Source organism: Waterburya agarophytonicola KI4 (assembly GCF_020640915.1).
Lineage (GTDB): Bacteria > Cyanobacteriota > Cyanobacteriia > Cyanobacteriales > Xenococcaceae > Waterburya > Waterburya agarophytonicola.
Genome location: NZ_JADWDC010000052.1, coordinates 1 through 19,647, shown reverse-complemented (window position 1 = coordinate 19,647; position 19,647 = coordinate 1). Strand labels below are relative to the sequence as shown.

14 protein-coding genes and 1 riboswitch are annotated in these 19,647 nt (G+C 39.6%); of the genes, 4 read left to right on the top strand and 10 right to left on the bottom strand.

All coding sequences use genetic code 11. From position 1 onward, the window contains the following. Nucleotides 1-472: 472 nt before the first annotated feature. Nucleotides 473-2,014, top strand: coding sequence for an ABC transporter substrate-binding protein (locus tag I4641_RS17250; protein ID WP_229641822.1), 1,542 nt, complete (start codon nucleotides 473-475; stop codon nucleotides 2,012-2,014). Here the strand turns inward: I4641_RS17250 and I4641_RS17245 are convergent. From I4641_RS17245 to I4641_RS17230, 4 genes are all read right to left on the bottom strand, one after another. Then, entirely contained in the window at nucleotides 2,004-3,023 is a 1,020-nt protein-coding gene (locus I4641_RS17245) for an AEC family transporter (protein WP_229641821.1), read from the bottom strand. The two genes, I4641_RS17250 and I4641_RS17245, sit on opposite strands and share 11 nt — an antisense overlap. Before the next feature lie 87 nt (nucleotides 3,024-3,110). Continuing rightward, on the bottom strand, nucleotides 3,111-3,986 hold the full coding sequence (locus I4641_RS17240; RefSeq protein ID WP_229641820.1) for a universal stress protein: 876 nt from the start codon (nucleotides 3,984-3,986) through the stop codon (nucleotides 3,111-3,113). Nucleotides 3,987-3,997: 11 nt separating this feature from the next. Continuing rightward, a complete protein-coding gene (locus I4641_RS17235; RefSeq protein ID WP_229641819.1) occupies nucleotides 3,998-5,467 on the bottom strand; it encodes a SulP family inorganic anion transporter in 1,470 nt (489 codons plus the stop codon). 105 nt (nucleotides 5,468-5,572) lie between these two features. Then, nucleotides 5,573-7,078, bottom strand: a complete 1,506-nt coding sequence (locus I4641_RS17230) for a SulP family inorganic anion transporter (protein WP_229641818.1) — start codon at nucleotides 7,076-7,078, stop codon at nucleotides 5,573-5,575. A 123-nt stretch (nucleotides 7,079-7,201) separates the two neighbouring features. Here I4641_RS17230 and I4641_RS17225 point away from each other — a divergent pair, with 123 nt between their 5' ends. After that, on the top strand, nucleotides 7,202-8,749 hold the full coding sequence (locus tag I4641_RS17225) for a bifunctional pantoate--beta-alanine ligase/(d)CMP kinase (protein WP_229641817.1): 1,548 nt from the start codon (nucleotides 7,202-7,204) through the stop codon (nucleotides 8,747-8,749). Between the two features lie 154 nt (nucleotides 8,750-8,903). Here the strand turns inward: I4641_RS17225 and I4641_RS17220 are convergent, their stop codons facing one another. Continuing rightward, nucleotides 8,904-11,429 (bottom strand): DNA gyrase/topoisomerase IV subunit A, encoded by a 2,526-nt coding sequence (locus tag I4641_RS17220; RefSeq protein ID WP_229641816.1) that lies wholly within the window; start codon nucleotides 11,427-11,429, stop codon nucleotides 8,904-8,906. A gap of 230 nt (nucleotides 11,430-11,659) precedes the next feature. On the opposite strand from I4641_RS17220, the gene I4641_RS17215 reads away from it, so the two are divergent. Next, complete coding sequence (locus tag I4641_RS17215) at nucleotides 11,660-12,058, top strand: response regulator (protein ID WP_229641815.1); 399 nt, start codon at nucleotides 11,660-11,662, stop codon at nucleotides 12,056-12,058. A 127-nt stretch (nucleotides 12,059-12,185) separates the two neighbouring features. On the opposite strand, the gene I4641_RS17210 is transcribed toward I4641_RS17215, so the two are convergent. From I4641_RS17210 to I4641_RS17200, 3 genes are all read right to left on the bottom strand, one after another. Next, nucleotides 12,186-12,728, bottom strand: coding sequence for a CDP-archaeol synthase (locus I4641_RS17210; RefSeq protein WP_229641814.1), 543 nt, complete (start codon nucleotides 12,726-12,728; stop codon nucleotides 12,186-12,188). A 30-nt stretch (nucleotides 12,729-12,758) separates the two neighbouring features. After that, the gene (locus I4641_RS17205) at nucleotides 12,759-14,354 is read right to left on the bottom strand and encodes a dynamin family protein (RefSeq protein ID WP_229641813.1); all 1,596 of its coding nucleotides are present in this window, start codon (nucleotides 14,352-14,354) and stop codon (nucleotides 12,759-12,761) included. A 163-nt stretch (nucleotides 14,355-14,517) separates the two neighbouring features. Next, nucleotides 14,518-15,441 carry an SMI1/KNR4 family protein gene (locus tag I4641_RS17200; RefSeq protein WP_229641812.1) on the bottom strand — a complete coding sequence of 308 codons (924 nt, stop codon included), beginning with the start codon at nucleotides 15,439-15,441 and terminating at the stop codon, nucleotides 14,518-14,520. Nucleotides 15,442-15,443: 2 nt separating this feature from the next. Between I4641_RS17200 and I4641_RS17195 the strand changes: the two genes are divergently transcribed. After that, nucleotides 15,444-17,516 carry a hydantoinase/oxoprolinase family protein gene (locus I4641_RS17195; protein ID WP_229641811.1) on the top strand — a complete coding sequence of 691 codons (2,073 nt, stop codon included), beginning with the start codon at nucleotides 15,444-15,446 and terminating at the stop codon, nucleotides 17,514-17,516. On the opposite strand, the gene I4641_RS17190 is transcribed toward I4641_RS17195, so the two are convergent. Continuing rightward, on the bottom strand, nucleotides 17,497-17,868 hold the full coding sequence (locus tag I4641_RS17190; protein WP_229641810.1) for a DUF4278 domain-containing protein: 372 nt from the start codon (nucleotides 17,866-17,868) through the stop codon (nucleotides 17,497-17,499). The genes I4641_RS17195 and I4641_RS17190 overlap by 20 nt on opposite strands. Nucleotides 17,869-17,899: 31 nt before the next feature. After that, nucleotides 17,900-17,975: riboswitch (Glutamine riboswitch) on the bottom strand. A 60-nt stretch (nucleotides 17,976-18,035) separates the two neighbouring features. Then, the gene (locus I4641_RS17185; protein ID WP_229641809.1) at nucleotides 18,036-19,400 is read right to left on the bottom strand and encodes an 8-oxoguanine deaminase; all 1,365 of its coding nucleotides are present in this window, start codon (nucleotides 19,398-19,400) and stop codon (nucleotides 18,036-18,038) included. Nucleotides 19,401-19,647: the final 247 nt, after the last annotated feature.

Sequence of the window (19,647 nt, the reverse complement as noted above, 5' to 3'; positions counted from 1 at the left end):
AAAGTGTATTTAAAGTGTAATAATTTTGAAAAATATATTTACTTTTTTTAAACTCAAACTATTTTTTTGTATTACTTTAGTTTTTCCTATCATATCTTGGGGTACTAAAGTTATTAAAATAAAATTAAAATAAATCATCATAAATTTAGTAACAATCAATACATCATTCTTTCAAGCCTATTGTCGGCGGTTTCTTGGTGTTATTTTATAGTAAGCTTAGTTGCCATAAATAACTCAATATTTCAAGAGCCGATTGATACTTTTCAAAAGTTTTTAAAAGATATTAATTGCTCGGTATTATTGATATGAAAATCTATTTTCATTTTGCTTTTTTGCTCGATTGAGTTATAAACTTTTCAAAATATTGTTGATAAGTCTAGAAAAAAGATCCAAAAAAAAGTTTAGAGGGAAACAAAACAGGTAAAATTATCTTCAGTAAGATCGCTGATATATTTATATATTATTGAATGCTATGGCAGATTTTATTCCTAAGAAACGGATTCCTCCAAATAACAGTGAAGAGTTTATGACTAAAGAGCAAAATCACCTAAAAAGTAGAAAAATATTCATTTTTACTATTCTTGTTGCAATTCTCTTTGGTATCTGGTCAATCGATCGAACAAAAAAAAGCTCAAACACAGGTGTAAATCTGAGAAATTCTTTTCTAGCCAATTGGAAATCTCAAGGCAAAGAAACAAAGTTCCAATACAATCTTGAAATTAAGCAGAGATCTAGCCTTGGGGAAAAGATTTTAATTGGTGCGGATAATAATCCTGACAAACAACTGGCAATGAAAAACTTTGCAGCGGGGAATTTTCCAGAAGCACAAATAAAATTTAGCAATTCCTTAGAAATTAATCCCAACGATCCTGAAACCCTAATTTATCTGAATAACTCTTTGGCTGCTAGGGAAAAGCAACCAATTACTATTGGTGTAAGCGTTCCTATTGGTGGCAGTCTTGACGTAGCCAAAGAAATTTTGCGGGGTGTTGCTCAAGCACAAAATGAAATTAACAAACAAGGTGGTGTAGAACAAAATGGAATCAAAACTTTGGTTCGAGTACAAATTGCCAATGACGATAACGATCCAGAAATAGCTCAAAAAATTGCCACTAGTTTTGTCGCCAATCCAGATATTATTGGAGTTGTCGGACATAATTCTAGCAGTTCTTCCTTAGCAGCAGCACCAATCTATCAAAAGGGAAATTTGGTGATGATTTCTCCTACTAGTGTTGCTAGAGAATTATCTCAAGCTGGCAGCTATATTTTTAGAACTACCCCCAGTAGCCGAATTTTGGCGGAGACTTTGGCAGAATATGCAGCCAACAATATTCGTCGTCAAAAAGTTGCCATCTGCGTCGATTCTAGTTCTCCCGCTAGTGTTTCTTTTAAAGATGAATTTTCCTTATCTTTGTTTGAGTCGGGGGGAGAAGTGACTGCGGTTAATTGTGATTTTGCTAGTGAAGTTTTTAATCCCGATCGCATTCCTTCAGAAGCGATCGCCAATGGTGCAGAAGCATTATTATTAATTCCTTCGGTTAATAAAATCAATCAGGCTTTGGAAGTAGCTAGAGCGAATCAAAATCGCTTAGTCGTTTTGGGCAATCATTCAATGTATACTTACGAAACTCTCGATATCGGTCAATCAGATATCAAAGGAATCGTCTTGCCAACCGCTTGGCATCCCAAAGCCACCAAAGATTCGGAATTCAATCATAATGCGATCGCTTTGTGGGGTATGGAGGGAAATTGGCGTACCGCTACGGCTTATGATGCTACTAAAGCAATTTTAAATGGTTTAAATTCTGTTACTACTCGCCAAGGATTACAACAAGCTTTGATTAATCCAGGTTTTTCTGTTGATGGTGCTTTAGGAAAAGTTACCTTTAAGCCTTCTGGCGATCGTCAAATACAAGCTACTCTAGTTAAAGTAGAACCAGGGAAAGCTTCTGGTACTGGATATGATTTCATGCCTTTAGACTCTTTGTCTCTCACTGAAGCAGCTAAAAAATAGTCAACCAAATAAAAATAACTATTGGTAATGCCAAGGTACTTAATAAAATACTGCTTGCAGCTATCTGTCGGTCTAAGTTATATTCTTCTGCCAAAATAATGCTGGCAAAAGCGGTAGGCATACTAGACATCAAAACCAATGCCAAACGACTATCTCCTGACATACCCAATAAAGTAAACAGTAACCCTGCTAATGCAGGTATAACTATCATTTTGATTGTAGTCGGCAAAATCCCCGAACTCAAATTTTGCCACTTTTGCAGTTTGCTTAACTGCATCCCAATTAAAATAAAAGCACCAGGTACGACAAATAAAACACCTTGAGAAATAGTTGTCTCAACTATCCGAGGAAAGGAAATTTCTCGACTAAAATAGCCGTAAGCAAATGCCCATAGAGATGGTAAAAACAGCAAATTTTGTAGTTGAATCCACCAATCATTTTTTGACTCGGAATAACTATAGCAGTCTGCAATTAATACGCCGATGCCATAACTCCCCAAAACATTATGAGCCAAACCATATAAAACAATCCAACTCCAGTAATTACTATCCACCAAAGGTGGTACTAAAGCCAAACCGATAAAGCCAGTATTCCCCAAAATAGAAGCCAAAATAAAACTACCCGTACTGGCATTGCTTTTAGGAGTAGCGCGATCGATTAACTGTCTCGTAGAGAGGGAAGTTGACAATCCCACAGACAATAATAAACCTTCTAGCTGATTTTGGGGCGTAAGTTTAGTGACAACTACAAAAATCAGTTGTTTGAAGATTTCTACGACCAGCACCGCACATACCAGACCCATAATGAGGACGACAATCGTCATCAAAGGTGGTAGCCAAATTATGCCATCGAAATTAGATTTTCGCGCCAAAAAAAAGATTTGTAGGGGTACTCCCAGCCAGTACAAAGTACGACCCAGGAGTCTGGGCAAATTTTCGCCTACGATTTTCTCACGGTATAGTATAGTGCCAAAAACTGCCCATAAGATGCTTTGAAGAATAACCAGCATTTTTCTGTCCGTAGAAATGCAACTATCAATTTTTGGATAGTATCTTAAGTAATTTTACGTATTCCCCTAAAAAATGTAAAGAATTCTTTAGCGGAACAGTAAAACGGGAATATGACTGCTACGAAGTATTTGAGCTGTGGTACTACCAATTACTAGATGGCGAATTCGGCTATGTCCGTAAGCCCCCATAAGTAGTAAATTGATATCCTGGTCGGTAATATAGTTGGCGATCGCTTTCTCCGAATGTCCTTCTATCACAGCACAAACTGGTTCAAATCCAGCCTGCTGTGTTAATTGCTTTGCCGATTCAATTTGAGCGATCGCCGTTTGTTCTGTTGTACTCTTAGCAACGGTAACAATATGTAATTCCAAACCCGTAAAGATAGACGAATCTGCAATAAATTGCAGAATTTTTTGGCTACTGGGACTACCATCATATGCCACCAACACCCGTTCGATCGCTTTGAACTGGCGAGAAGTTACTAAACAAGGTTTATGGCTACTACGAACGATTCTTTCTAAATTTGCCCCCAAGTGTCCCGAAGCAAACTCGGCAGCTTCCCCTCGTTTCCCTAACACAACTAAATCGCAGTCAGCTTCAAATTTCGATAAACAATCTACCAAAAAACCTGTTTCGTGAAGGAGATTAATCCGATCTACTCCCTCTGCCTTAAGAGTTTGGGCTGCTTTTTGTAAAACTAATTTCGCGCGCTGATGATTAATTTTCGCTTTCTCATGTTCCAATTCCACTAGGCGATTGAGCAGATTTTCTGAGGCATCAACGCCAATACTACCACTTAAGTTAGTTGTGGAAACTGCTTGTTGACCGCGAATGTCAGTCACACAGAGAACATCTACTTCTGCCACTTCTGCTGCATTTAGGTTGGTGGCAAACCACGCGCCATAGCGGTAGGTATTTTCGGCAAAAGTTGAGCCATCACTACAAAGTAAAATTTTTTTCATGGTCGAAAGTCCTAACGATCGATAACTGCGGATTCTTTATTGTCTGCCAAGCGATTGAAGAGAGTCCCACTGGCTTGATTTAAACCAACGACTTCTACTTCTGCACCATTACGCCGAAATTTGCTAACTACTTTGTCAACTGTTTCTACTGCCCCCTGATCCCAAAGATGAGCCAGAGTTAGATCGATGGTGACCCGATCTACTAGTTCGCGAAAATCAAAAGATTTGAGAAACTCTTCTTTAGATAAGAAGAAAATTTGACCAGTTACTTTATAAATACGTTGAGTACCATCGTCACTCAAAATCTTATCTACAAATACTAGTTGAGCAATTTTACGGGAAAAGAATACTGTACTCATGACGATTCCTGTCGCCACACCTAAAGCAAAATTACGAGTAAAAATAATGACGAACATAGTGGTTAACATCACCGCCGTTTCAGTGGGAGGAATGCGGGAGATATTTTTAAAAGACGACCAACTGAATGTACCGATGGAAACCATAATCATCACCGCCACCAGGACAGCCATGGGCATTTCTTTGACCCAATCTTGCAATACTAAAATGGCAAATAACAGAAAAATCCCCGATGCTAGGGTTGATAGTCTTCCCCTACCACCTGACTGTACGTTGATAACTGATTGTCCGATCATGCCACAACCAGCCATGCCACCAAAAAAAGCTGTAACGATATTGGCAATACCTTGACCCTTGGCTTCTTGATTTTTATCGCTGGGAGTATCGGTTAAGTCATCAACTAAAGCAGCCGTGAGGAAAGAAGCTAATAAACCGACGATCGCCATGGTCAAGGAATAGGGCAAGATAATCTCTAAGGTTTCCAGGTTAAATGGCACATTTGGCAAAGCAAACAAAGGTAGGGTGGTTGGTAGATCTCCCATATCTCCTACTGTCGGGACTTCGAGCTTGAGGGCGATCGCAGCTATGGTCATGACTGCCAAAGCTACTAATGGAGAAGGGACAGCTTGAGTAAAGCGGGGCAATATATAAATAATTGCCAAAGAAAGTAGCGTTAAAATATAAACCGTAACGGGGACATTAGTCAGTTGGGGCAATTGAGCCAAGAAAATTAATACTGCTAAAGCATTGATATAACCAATCATTACTGCCCTAGGGACGTATTTCATTTGGCGACCTAGTTTGAGGATGCCAAATATTACCTGGATGATTCCAGTTAACACCGTGGCTGCTAAAAGATACTGTAGACCATGGTCTTTGACTAAATCGATCATCAGCAAAGCCATTGCACCCGTCGCAGCCGAAATCGATCCTGGTCTTCCTCCCAAAAAAGCCGTCATCACAGCAATTATGAATGAGGTATAAAGCCCTACTTTGGGATCGACTCCCGCAATAATCGAAAAAGCGATCGCTTCTGGAATTAATGCCAGTCCCACCACTGCACCTGCCAGAAGGTCTTGTTTGGTATTAAAAAACCACTGCCTTTTTAAAGTATTGAAATTCAATCTGTCCTCCGTTGCTCAACAGTAATAAGTAATAAATTATAAATAATAAGTAATAAGTCCTAACTGTCCTCATATACCTAGGGTTACCCTTTAGGGCTGTCCCAATTAATGGCTTGCTAAATCTTCAAAAGAATCAACCTTGTCGTGTATTGCTAGTTTATCTACTAAAGTTGCACTTGCTTGGTTTAAGCCAACTACATTTACCTCTGCACCATTACGACGGAAATTAATTACTACTTTATCCAAAGCTGCGATCGCCGATTGATCCCAGAGATGAGCGTGGGTAAGGTCGATTTTGACTAATTCTAAATCTTCTTTGAAGTCGAACTTATTGAGGAATTCGTTAACTGAGACAAAGAATATTTGACCCGCAACGTTATATACTCGCTTTTCTCCTGCGGAGTCAATTACGCTATCGACAAATACTAGTTGAGCGATTTTACGGGAGAATAATAAACCATTTAAGGCAACACCACTCAATACCCCAACGGCTAAATTGTGAGAAAAGACGGTCATGACGACAGTAGTTAGCATTACGGCGGTTTCACTACGGGGAATCTTTTTAATTTGTTTTAATGAAGACCAATTAAATGTCCCAATGGAAACCATAATCATGATCGCTACCAATACCGCCATGGGGATTTTTTCTACCTGAGATCCCAAAAACAGCATGAACATCAACAAGAAAACCCCCGCACTTAGGGTAGAAAGGCGAGTGCGTCCGCCAGATTTAATATTGATTACCGACTGTCCGATCATGGCACAACCAGCCATTCCGCCAAAAAAACCGCTGACTATATTGGCAATTCCTTGACCGAATGCTTCTTGATTCTTATTACTAGGAGTGTCAGTTAGATCGTCTACGACGTTAGCAGTGAGGAAAGACTCTAACAAACCGACCAAAGAAATAGCGATCGCATAGGGAAAAACTGTCTGTAACATCTCCCAATTTAAGGGAATCTGGGGAATCGAAAATAACGGTAAGGTTGAGGGTAATTCACCGCGATCGCCTACAGTCGGTACACCACTATTAGTAAATATAGAAATTAAAGTAACTACAATAATTGCTACCAATGGAGAAGGAATAACTGTAGTGATGCGGGGTAATAAATAAATAATTGCTAATGCCCCCACAACCATTGCATATATAGCCATCCAAGTAGGTTCGTTAAAGCCTAATTCTGGTAACTGTGCCATAAAAATTAGAATTGCCAAAGCATTGACAAAGCCGATCATTACAGCGCGAGAAACAAACTTAAGCTGATTGGCAATCTTAATGACTCCCCACAATATTTGTAAAATCCCTGCCAATATAGAAGCTGCTAGCAAGTATGCCAGTCCATCTCCTCCAGCTTTAGTAACCGAAGAAACCAAAGGATACATTAACAAAGCAGTCGCAGCCGTCGCAGCGGAAATCATTCCTGGGCGACCGCCAAAAATAGCTGTAACTATAGCAATAATAAAAGAGGCATAGAGTCCAACTTTGGGATCTACTCCTGCAATAATGGAAAAAGAAATTGCTTCTGGAATTAAAGCCAAGGCTACCAAAACCCCCGCTAGTAGATCCTTTTGATAATTTCCAGTCCACTCTGTGAGTTTAAATAGCTGCAATTACTTCTCTCCTTACATGTAATGCTATTTATCAATGAAAATACGTTTTTTGATATGACGTAACAGCATTTTACTAGATTTAATATAATTGTCTTTTAAGATATTTAGTATAATCAAACATCTATGGTGCTTTTATTAAAGACAATTCCTGAATTACGCTCGCAAATTAGCTTTTATCGCGCCAAGGAGCTACGTAATATAGGTTTAGTGCCGACAATGGGTGCTTTACATCAAGGGCATCAGAGTTTAATTAAAAAAGCGATCGCCGATTGCGATTTAGTAGTTGTTAGTATCTTCGTCAATCCCCTACAGTTTTCCCCCACAGAAGATTTAGCCGATTATCCCCGTCAATTGGAACAAGATTTGCAATTGTGCGAGAAATTAGGAGTTGCGATCGCTTTTGCTCCCGATCCTCAGACGATGAATAGCGATGGGGATACCCAAACCCTAACCGAGATAACCAGGGTCATACCACCCCAAACCATGACGGAAGTATTGTGCGGTCGATATCGAGAAGGACATTTTACGGGGGTTGCAACTATCGTCACCAAACTTTTAAATATAATTGAGCCAGATCGGGCATATTTTGGGCAAAAAGACGCTCAACAACTAGCCATAATTCGTCGTCTGGTCGATGATTTAAACATCCCTGTGGAAATTGTTCCCTGTCCTATTATTAGAGAATCATCGGGATTAGCTTTAAGCTCGCGCAATCAGTATTTAACAGAGGAAGAAACAGAGCAAGCTGCTAATATTTATCGTAGTTTACAGCAAGCAAAAACTGCCTTCGGTCGAGGAGAAATTAATAGTCAGACTTTAATTAATTTAGTCAAACAAGAATTAAAACTAGCAGAAAAAGTTAAAATTCAATACGTTGAGTTAGTCGATCCGATCAATCTCCAGGCACTAGGGCAAATAGAAAAATCAGGATTACTAGCGATCGCAGCTTATCTCGGATCTACTCGTTTAATAGATAATATTGTGTTACAAAAACGTCAGCCAATTGTTGCTATTGACGGCCCTGCGGGGGCGGGAAAGTCTACTGTAACTCGTCGCGTCGCTCATGAATTGGGCTTGCTTTATTTGGATACGGGGGCGATGTATCGGGCGGTGACTTGGTTAGTGATGAACTCCGATCTTGCTCTAGATGACGAAGGTGCGATCGCCCTTTTAATTAAAGATGTAGAGATCCAATTAACTTCTCCCAACGCGGTAGACTTGCCCACTGTCGTCCATATAGACGATAAAGAAGTAACTACTGCAATTCGTACCCCAGAAGTAACTGCCAACGTTTCGGCGATCGCAGCTCAAGCAGCAGTGAGAGGAAAATTAGTTCAAATGCAGCAGCAATGGGGAGAAAAAGGAGGTATTATAGCTGAAGGTCGCGATATTGGCACAAATGTCTTTCCCAATGCAGAATTAAAAGTATTTATGACAGCTTCTGTCGAAGAAAGAGCTAGAAGACGTTGGCAAGATTTACAAAATCAAGGACGAGATGATATCGATCTCCAACAACTAGCCCAAGATATTCAACGCAGAGATGAATTAGATAGTAATAGAGCGATCGCACCTTTAAAAAAAGCCGATGACGCGATCGAGTTAATTACTGATGACCTAACTATAGACGAGGTAATCGCTAAAATTATCGAACTTTATCAACAAACTATTTGATTCTTATTAGTAACAAAGACTGAACAAGTGGTATTTCGCGATCGCTTTAACATAACTGGTATAGCTTTATTGTTGTCTGTATCGCTTGTTACTTTTTTAAAATGAGAATTGCTGGTTTTTAGTTTGATCGCATACTGTTAAATTGCCTAAAGATTTAAACAAAAGGGTAAATTCCTGTAATAATTTCATCTGTTTTGAGATTGCCTATTTTGTCTCCTGGGCTATTTTTCTCGGCAAGCTTGAGACTCTCAACGGGTAAGACTAACCTGCGATCGCTACTAGTGGTTAACATAATGTTCTCTTTATCGGTAGTAGAGATAATTCCTGCCAGCAGATCTTCTTTGTTGCTAAATTGAATTGCTTGAGTGCCAATATCTCCACGATTGCCCAATCTGAGGGAGTTGACGGCGATTCTCTTGCCAAATCCTTGTTGAGTTATTACTGCTAAAGAATTTTGAGGTTTAACCGCATCGAAGCCGACTAAGCTTTCTTTTAATCTCAAGCGCATGACTCTATTTCCCTGAGCGTTGCGTCCCATGATCGGAATTTGGGCATCGTTAACGGGTAAGCGTAGGATACGTCCCCCTGTTGTGGCAATAACTACTTCTTGACCTTCAGCAGCGAAAGAAAAATATTGGAGAGTATCTTTATCCTTCAGCTTGACTAAGACTAGCCCGCGATTGCCTAAAGCATCTAATTCAGTAGAAGCGAGGCGTTTGATAATACCTTTTTCGGTTAAGAAAACTAAATCTAGATCGCGATAGTTTTCGGGAAGAAAGAAGTGCGCCACAGTACCTTTGGCTTCTCTTTGGGCTGCGGAGGATAATAATTCTACTGCGGGTAATTCAGTACTTTCCAAACTAGAAGGTACTTCTTCTATGGGTAGAGGATAGGCTCTACCACTATCAGCAATTACAATTAGTTTATCGCGATCGCCGATCTTTTCTTGATGTCGTAGGAAGTCTTCTCCTTTTTTGGGTGCGGTATTACCTTGAAGATCGGTATCGGGATTTTGCCAATAGATACAGCCAGCATCGGTTACTTGAAGTACTGCTTCTGGCGATCGCTCAAAAGTTAGAGTCGGCGATACAATTAATGCGGGGTCTTTTTTGGGATCTTTTTTCTTACTACTAGATTTCTTTGCCGTAGGAAGTTGCTTGACTGATTCGTCTACTATCACATCTTTAATGCGGGTACGTCGCTCGTCGCCAAATTTACGCTTCAGGCTGCGTAATTCTTTTTTGAGAGCCTTCATCAACTCATTGCGATCGTTTAAAACTTTATTTAAATTATCAATACTTTGCTGAAGCTCTGCTAACTCAGTTTCTAGTTTTTGCTTTTCTAGACCAGTCAGACGGCGCATGGGCATCGCTAAAATAGAATCTCCTTGATTGGGAGAAAGGTCTAATTCTTCTTGCAGCCTGATCTTCGCTGTCGTACCATCGGGTGCATGGCGCAAAATTTCAATTACTTCATCTATTTTATTCAAAGCTAACAACAAACCTTCGACTAAATGTTGCCGTTGGCTGGCTTCTTCCAACTCGTTGCTATATTGCCTTGTGAGGGTAACTTCGCGGAATTTGAGGAATTCTTCTAAAACATTGCGTAAAGGTAGCTGAACTGGCTTATTATCGACCAATGCCAGCATAATTGTCCCAAAATTACTCTGGAGTGCAGTCTGACGATAGAGTTGATGTAAAACTTTTTGAGCAGTGGCATCTTTCTTCAATTCTATGACCACTCGCATGCCACTGCGATCGCTTTCATCGCGGATATCAGAAATTCCTTCAATTCTCCCTTGATTGACTAGATCGGCAGTCTTTTCGATCCATCCTGCTTTATTTACCTGATAGGGCAATTCAGTAATGACGATCGCTTTTTTCTCGCGACGGCGTTTTTTCCCTGTGGAAATTCTTTCAATATTAGCAATACCGCGCATTTTGATGCTGCCTCTTCCCGTGCGGTAAGCATCTTGAATCCCTTTAATTTCGACTATTTCCCCTCCCGTGGGAAAATCAGGGCCAGGGACTAATTCCCATAGTTTCTCATCGGATATAGTCGGACGATCGATCAAAGCAATTAAGCTATTAACAATCTCGCCTAAATTATGGGGTGGAATGTTTGTCGCCATTCCTACGGCAATTCCCGAACAACCATTGAGCAGCAAAATGGGTAACTGGACGGGGAGTACAACTGGCTCGGTTTGAGAATTATCAAAGTTACTGCTAAAATTAACCGTTGCTTCCCCAATCTCTGTCAGCATCGCTTCAAAAGCCACAGGAGCGAGTCTCGTTTCGGTATAACGCATGGCTGCGGGAGGATCGTTATCTACCGAACCAAAATTACCATGACCATCTAGCAAAGGATAGCGAGTAGAAAAGCTTTGTACCAAACGCACCAAAGCATCATAAACTGATTGATCGCCGTGGGGATGGTATTTACCCAACACATCCCCCACCACACGAGCGCACTTACGATAGGGACGATCTGGGGTCAATCCCAATTCGTACATAGCGTATAAGATACGTCGATGGACTGGCTTGAGTCCATCCCTAACATCTGGTAAGGCTCTCCCCACAATGACGCTCATTGCATATTCGAGATATGACCTCTCCATTTCTTGGTGAAGAGGGGTAGGAATGATTTGACCATTTCCTAACAAATTAAGCTGTTGTGCCATTAAAAGAGTCTCCGAGAATTAGGGAAAATATGTCAAAACTTAGATCGAACTCAGGGGAAATAATAAGAGTATAAAAATATAACGCAATTAAGCTTTATAGATGTTAAGCTGTGCTATCAGAATTTGATAAACCACAATTAAAGATAAGACAGTTTTATCTAAGAAATTCTTTGTGTTCGTTATTTTTAACATCCAGTTTCTTTCGTTTGGTTAAATCCTGAGTAATATTTATGACAACGGTTTTGATTGTAGAAGATGACCCTATCAATTTGCGGGTTTTTTCCAAAATACTAACAAAGAGAGGCGGTTTGCAAGTCAAAGGGACCGAAATTGTCGAAGAAGTTTTGCAATATGCTCGCTCTGGCGAGATAGATGCCATATTAATGGATGTAGCTCTAGCCAATAGTATTTATGAAGGTAAGCCCGTAGATGGGATTAAAATCACTCAAATGCTCAAATCAGACCCCAAAACCAAGGAATTACCCATAATTTTGGTAACTGCTCACGCTATGGAGGGCGATCGCGAGAACTTCCTCAACCAAAGCGGTGCAGACGGTTATATTTCTAAACCAGTAGTCGATCACGAGGCATTTATTCAACAAATTGTTTCTTTGATCGATAAAGCATAATTCAAAATTTGGCAACTTGTCTATTGTCGATCGCTATTGACCGATCACTCTTGAGTACAATAATACTATCTAGGTTTAAAATTTAGCATATTGAGGAGCGATCGATTTTAAGAAAATTTTTAATCGATTACTTCAATCCTAATTTCTTCCTCAACTCCGTTGCACCCATAAACAACAAGGGCGTAACAACTAAGCCTGTAAGAATAAAATGCAGGGGAAAGTGAAAGTAAAGATACCAGAGAATCAATACTCCGTAGGTAGAGTCCATGTGATCGACAAAATAAAACATTTTGCTGCTTTCATCACCAGGAGGAATATCCAAACGGCGTTTGATGAAAGAGTTGGGCAATTCTGATAAGTTGAAGACAAACCCGACTAACAAACCAAATTCTAAAAGATTAAAATCAGAAAATAGGATTGCATCTTCAGGAATAAAAGGTAAATAGATTTCTACAAGATGTAATAAATAGACGCTAGCTAACATTGCCAGTGGTAGGCTAATCAACCCGCGCCACTTTTTGTTTGCGCCAAACAATTCAGTTTGAATTGGGATATTGAGCCACTGAAAAACTTTGGTTTTCCATAAAACCGCTTCAATGACGCCAGCAATAAATAGTCCTAATGCCAGCCAAAGTAAGTTTAACGTATCTGGGATAAAGTCATTTATCATTTATCATTTATCAGTGGTTGAGGCTCAATGTTAATTGTTTAATGATAATTGTTCTACTTTGGTAGTAATTTCAGTAATTTCTGTTTTAATTGTTTCTGCTTCCTTTTCAATCAATTCACTGGCTGCGATTTTGCTAGCCAACTCTTCTTGCTTGGGTCGAATAACATCAGCAAACTGTTGCAGACACTTATTTAATTCTCCTGCTAGAGCATCTTTGAGGGTTTTGGTATAGTTTTCTTGTAGATTGCGATAGGTTTGTTCGAGATCGGCTTTGACCTTCTTGCGCTGTCTGGGTAGAGCATTAAAACTCATCAAACCAAACAAGCCAGCCAGTAAAAATGCTGTCGCATCCGCAGAAGCTGCATTAAAGATCAATTGCCCTCCAAAACCCGTGGCAGCAGCGGTAATTCCCAGTCGCCAGAAGCTATCCAAACCTTCTTCGGCTGCATACTTGATTTTGGCTGCGAATTCGTCAATTTCGAGCTTTTCAGTATTAATGGGAGGTATGGCTAAAGCGCCGTCGGAGATCTCAATAGCAGTAGACAAATCTTCTTTCGCTTCTCTAACAATGCGATCGCGATATTTAACAAAAGTTGCAGTGGCTTCTTTAAATATTTCCTGGAGGTTTTTGTCTAGCTGGACTTCCTTGAGGGTTTTAGCCAACCTGGCTTCGAGCAGATCGTCTTCTTTGGTAATTCTGCGCTTGAGGACGGTTAAAAACGCCGTGTTGTCATCGATTAGGCTATTTGTTCCCTGAATAAGATTGTCAAACAGGTCGTCAATATTATCGCGGAAAATGCCAAATAACAGATTATATTCTTCCAATCTTTCTTCAATTCTACGAGAAGTGCGATCGAAGATTACTTTTTCTGCGGCTAATTTAGACTGAATGGCTTGATTTTGCTGTTCTAGCTGTTCTAAATATACCAGAAGAGAATTTTGAGGCCCTTTGAGCTTGAGTTTGACTTTTTCTCCTTCGGCTAAAAATGCTAGCAAAAAGCTTTTCAATTCATTCATACCCGACCCAGTTCGAGCGGAAATAGTAAATACTGGGGGCATTTCTGCCAAAATATCCCCCAATCCTTCACTTACATAGGTACGAATTTCTTTAGCTTCGTTTTCTTGGACTAAATCCATCTTATTGATCGCCACAATAATCTTACGCGCCCAAGTGCGATCGACTAAGGTTAAGAAATCTTGTTCCGATTTACTCAGAGGACGCTCGACAGAAGTCACAAACAGAATTATATCGGCTTGCTGTAGATAGTTTTCGGTCAATTCTTGGTGTTGCTCGATAATGGAGTTTGTCCCAGGACTATCGATGAAAACTAATCCCCCAAAACCTTCTGGTTTATAAGATTCGATTTCTTGGGTGGTAGGCAAAAAGCCCACATTGGCAATATCTTGATTGTTTAGCTGATTGAGCAAGCTAGATTTACCCGCGTTAAATTCACCACAGATAAAAATAGAGAAAGGATTAGCTAGCTGCTGTTTGAGAATCGCCGTATCGGGATTAAAGCCAGGAAAAAGTACCTTCGCCTCCACAAAAAGACCTTCAACTTTCTCAATTGTTTCTAGGCTGCGATCGAAAAGCTGCTGTTGTTCTCCTGAAAGAGTTAGAGGCATATATTCTCTTCCTTGCGATTAAATTAGTTATATTCTTTAAATTAATAGCAGCTTTTTTAGCTGAATGCTCTAGATTTTAAGATTAACTAAGATTGTTGCTCGAATTGCGATCGCAGTTTGGGAAACTAAATTGTTTTTAGTCTATCGTCGAGCAAGCTGTTTATTATCGATTGCTTGTTATTATTTCTTTTTTAAGAGTTTCGTCGATATACCATCGTTGGATCTGAGTTGTTTCTCGACGAAACCAGCCAATTTTTTTAGTTACTACTTCATGTTCGTAAGCATCGCGATCTGTATAGAATCTTTCATATTTACACCAACTATCGTACATAGATTTATTGCTAATTCTATTTGTTTGCATCCTGATAATTTTTCCTCCTAAATACTCAATTGATTTACCTATATTATTTTTATAATCATCGATGCGAGTCTCAATCAGACGAGTGCGATCGCAACTATAAGTATTAATTATTTTAAGTCTTGGAGATTTTTCAATAGTTTTATAATGATAGTCCTGGCGAAAATAGGGTGTATTAACAATCGGGTTATATTTAAGAACAATTTGTTCTTCTTGTGTCGAATCCGCTGCAATATAATTATGCTTGTTTAAATAATAGACTTTAGTTTCATAACATTCTGCGATCGCTTGCATCATTGAAGTAAGGTTAGTATAGCCAACTGCTTCCTCATGATAAAGATAGACAATTGGCGAATCATATCTTTGTATTTGCGAACCAACAACACCATAATATTCTCCTTCAAAAGTAAAGATTGGAATCCAACCGTAGGGTAAGTATTCATCTACTAGATAACTGTCTCTACCTTTTCTGGGAAAAGTAGTTAAAGCTTCTTCAAGGGGTAAAAAGCGAAAATGCCGATAAAAATTCAAAGCATCAGATGTTTCTGGAGTTCCATTTTTCCATTGATATAATTCATAAAACTCCTGGGGTAAGCGAAATGGTAGCGATGCTACTTTTAGCTCTATTTCTCGATCGCTCAATCCTGGTTGTAAACTAGAAGCTATCTTTGGATAATTATGTTTTAGATAAAGAAATATTTTATTCAGGGTTTCGGTTAATAAGGACATTGATGAATTCACTCTGGCAATTTTGGATCGATCGCGGCGGTACATTTACAGATATTGTGGCTCGAACCCCTACAGGAAAGATCCTAGTTCATAAATTGCTCTCAGAAAATCCCGAACAATATCAAGATGCTCCGATCCAGGGAATTCGAGAAGTAATGGGAATTGGTAAAAACGATCCTATTCCTACGGATGAAATTGAAGTCATTAAAATGGGTACGACAGTGGCTACCAATGCCCTCTTAGAAAGAAAAGGCGATCGCGTTGTCTTGGCTACTACTAAGGGTTTTAAGGATGCTCTCCGTATCGGCTACCAAAATCGCCCCGATATTTTCGCTTTAGAAATCATTTTGCCGGAAATGCTTTACGAACGGGTAATAGAAATAAACGAACGATTAGATGCCCAAGGCAATGAATTAATTCCTGTAGATAAATCTCAAGCCAAACAAGATCTCCAGGCTGCTTACGACGCAGGAATACGCAGCTGTGCCATTGTTTTGCTGCACAGTTATCGCTATCCTAGCCACGAACTACAAGTAGCCCAAATTGCCCGCGAAATTGGTTTTAGGCAAATATCTATTTCCCACCAAGTTAGCCCTTTAATTAAATTTATCAGCCGAGGGGATACTACCGTAGTTGATGCTTATCTATCTCCTATTTTGCGTCGCTATGTGGAACAATTCAGCCATAATTTAGGCGATCGCAAATCTACAATTAAACAGCAAGCACCAATTAAACTAATGTTCATGCAGTCCAATGGAGGACTAGTAGACGCAGACTTATTTCAAGGTAAAGATAGCATTCTTTCTGGCCCTGCGGGGGGCATTGTGGGGGCAGTTAAAACCTGTGCTTTGGCTGGATTCGATCGCATTATCGGCTTTGATATGGGAGGTACATCAACAGATGTGAGTCACTACGCAGGAGAATACGAGCGCAGCCTCGAAACCGAAATCGCAGGAGTTAGATTGCGATCGCCCATGATGTCGATCCATACTGTAGCTGCGGGGGGAGGCTCGATTTTACACTTTGATGGTAGCAGATATCGGGTCGGCCCCGAATCTGCGGGAGCAAATCCTGGTGCTGCTGCTTATGGTAGGGGGGGAGATCTCACCGTTACTGACTGTAATGTGATGGTAGGCAAATTACAACCTGAGTTTTTCCCTAAGATGTTTGGGATTAATGCCGACGCACCTTTAGATTGTGAGATAGTCAAACAAAAGTTTCAAGCATTAGCAAATTCCATTCAAGATAATAGAACTTTAGAACAAATAGCTGCTGGTTTTTTAGCGATCGCAGTTAATAATATGGCTAATGCGATTAAAAAGATTTCTTTACAAAAAGGCTATGACGTTAGTAATTATACTCTCTGTTGTTTTGGTGGTGCGGGAGGACAACACGCTTGTTTAATCGCCGATCTGTTGGGGATCAAAAGGATTTTTATCCATCCCTATGCAGGAGTATTATCTGCTTATGGTATTGGTTTGGCAGATATTAGAATTATGAAAGAAAAATCGATGGAAGCGAAACTAAATTCAGCCTTGATAATTGATTTGGAACGAGCTTTTCAAGTATTAATTAAGGGAGCAAAAAAAGAATTAAAACAGCAACAAACCACCAAGGATAAGATTACTATTATCCCCAAAGTACACCTCAAATATATTGGCACTGATTCTAGTTTATTAGTAGATTTTTCTGCTTTAGAAGTAATGCGATCGCACTTTGAACGAGAATATCAACAACGTTATGGTTTTGTAGCTGAAGAAAAAGATTTAATAGTTGAAACTATCTCCATAGAATTAATTTGTCCTACCTATAATCCTCCCCCAAACATTATTGAAAGACAAAATAATAATTCTCCAGAACCTATTGCTAAGGTTAAAATCTATACTGATAATGCTTGGTACGATACTCCTGTATATCAAAGAGTCAAATTACAGCCAGGAGATATCATCAATTCCCCTGCAATTATTATCGAGCCGACAGGCACAAATATCATCGAACCAGGTTGGCAAGGAAGAATAAGCGATTGCTTAGATTTAATCTTAGAACGGCTAAAAACTAATACTTATAATAAGTAACACCACGATACTTTAATTGGATTTTCCGCTTTGATTTTAGTGCTTGAGATTTCTCCCTGTGGACAGTCAAATCCCAAGCGCGATCAAGTAGATCTGCATCACCTAAAGACCAACATTCCGCCACAAATTCTCTTTTGTGGTTATACCAAAATGTGATTGGATCTAAAATAGGTCTTGATTCGGACTTTTTAAATAGCTGCTTGATATATCCTAACCAGGGAAAATTAGGATTGATTCTTCCTTTGGGAGAATTACCCCGATAGGTAATTTCTTTGTTGGCTGTTGCCAGTATTGAAGCCAAAGAATATTGATTTTCTTCGCTATATTCAACTCCTCTATAAGTTAGTTTCATGAGATTCACCTCTGTTGCTGTGTAGTTATGAGGTGCGTTCCTTCAGGATGCCAAATTTATTCCTTACTTCCGTCTTTTCTAAGGGGGATGAAGAAAAGATGAACGATTGATTAACTCTATACTTTTATGATAGTCAATCTTTATTAGAATCGGCTATTAAATCATGCTCAATTGTTATTAGCTAAAGCGATCGCTACTTTATTGGCTTTGTTGATTAAGTCCTGAAACTCAATAGTAGTTAAATTACCTCGATCTACTACTTTTTTACCGTTAATAAAACTATAGTCTATCCAATCTGTTTGACAACAAATTAATGCCGATACAGGATCGGCTTGCGTTCCGACATAGCCAGGCTTATCTAAATTTACGGCAATAAAATCTGCTGCCATTCCTGGTGCGAGATATCCAATATCATCCCTACCCAAAACTTTTGCACCGCCTCTAGTTGCAATCTCCAAAGCGTTGCGGGCAGTCATCACCGAAGCATCTTCATCCCTAACACGGGCAAGTAAGAAAGCTTGACGAGCTTCGTGGAACAAATTGGTAGCATCATTAGAGGCTGCACCATCCACACCCAAGCCTACAGGCACATTTTTATTCAGCATTTTACGGATCGGGGCAATACCACTAGCCAAACGCATATTGCTACAGGGGCAATGTGCCACTCCCGTAACAGTTTGTCCAAATTTATTGATCGCGCGATCGCTTAATTTTACACAGTGGGCATGCCAAACATCATCACCCAGCCAACCTACAGACTCCGCATAATCTCCAGGAGTCAGCTTGAACTGGGATAGGCTATATTCCACATCTCTTTTATTTTCTGCTAAATGAGTATGCAGTCTTACTCCTTTATAACTCCGCGCCATTGCTGCCGACTCACGCATCAGATCTGTAGAAACAGAAAAAGGCGAACAGGGTGCAAGCACGATCCGCAACATGGAATGACGGTCATTATTATGATACTGCTCAATTAACCTCTGAGAATCTTTGAGAATATCCGCCTCTTTCTCCACTAAAGAATCGGGAGGTAAACCACCGTTACTTTCTCCCAGACTCATACTGCCACGACTGGCATGAAACCTTAAGCCAACTTCACCCACTCCCCTAATTTGATCGTCTAAAGTACAGTCATTAGGAAACAGATAATGATGATCGCTGGCGGTGGTACAACCAGATAAAATTAATTCTGCTGCTGCTAACTGAGAACTATAATACATCCCTTCCCCAGTCAAATTTGACCATAGAGGATAATGAGCAGTCAGCCATTGAAACAAGTCGCCATTTTGCCCTGCGGGGGTAACGCGAGTTAGGTTTTGAAAAAAATGATGATGGGTATTAACCAACCCAGGCAAAACTATATGCTTATCTTCTAAATCTAATACTTCATCGGCAGTATCGGGTAATTCTTCCCTTGTTCCCACCTGTTCGATTACATTATCCCTAATAAATAATGCGCCTCGTCTAATTTCACGACGGAGATCGTCCATTGTGACTAGGGTATGAATATTCTTGATTAGTAGAGTTGGCATTTACATGAAGAGAGAAAGAATATAAATATTTTAAGTCAAACAAGGCGATCGCCCAATTGTGCAACAAACTCATCAATACTAGGCGTTGCACCTTCCAAAACTGCTGCTAAAAAATCCATATCAATCACAAAATGCCAATTACCAACTACCAGTTAAGTTAATACTAATAAATCCCTATCTTCAGAAAGGTATATGAACCTATCCCACTAATAATTTATTAATCCAAATATGAATCATAGCTAATGAT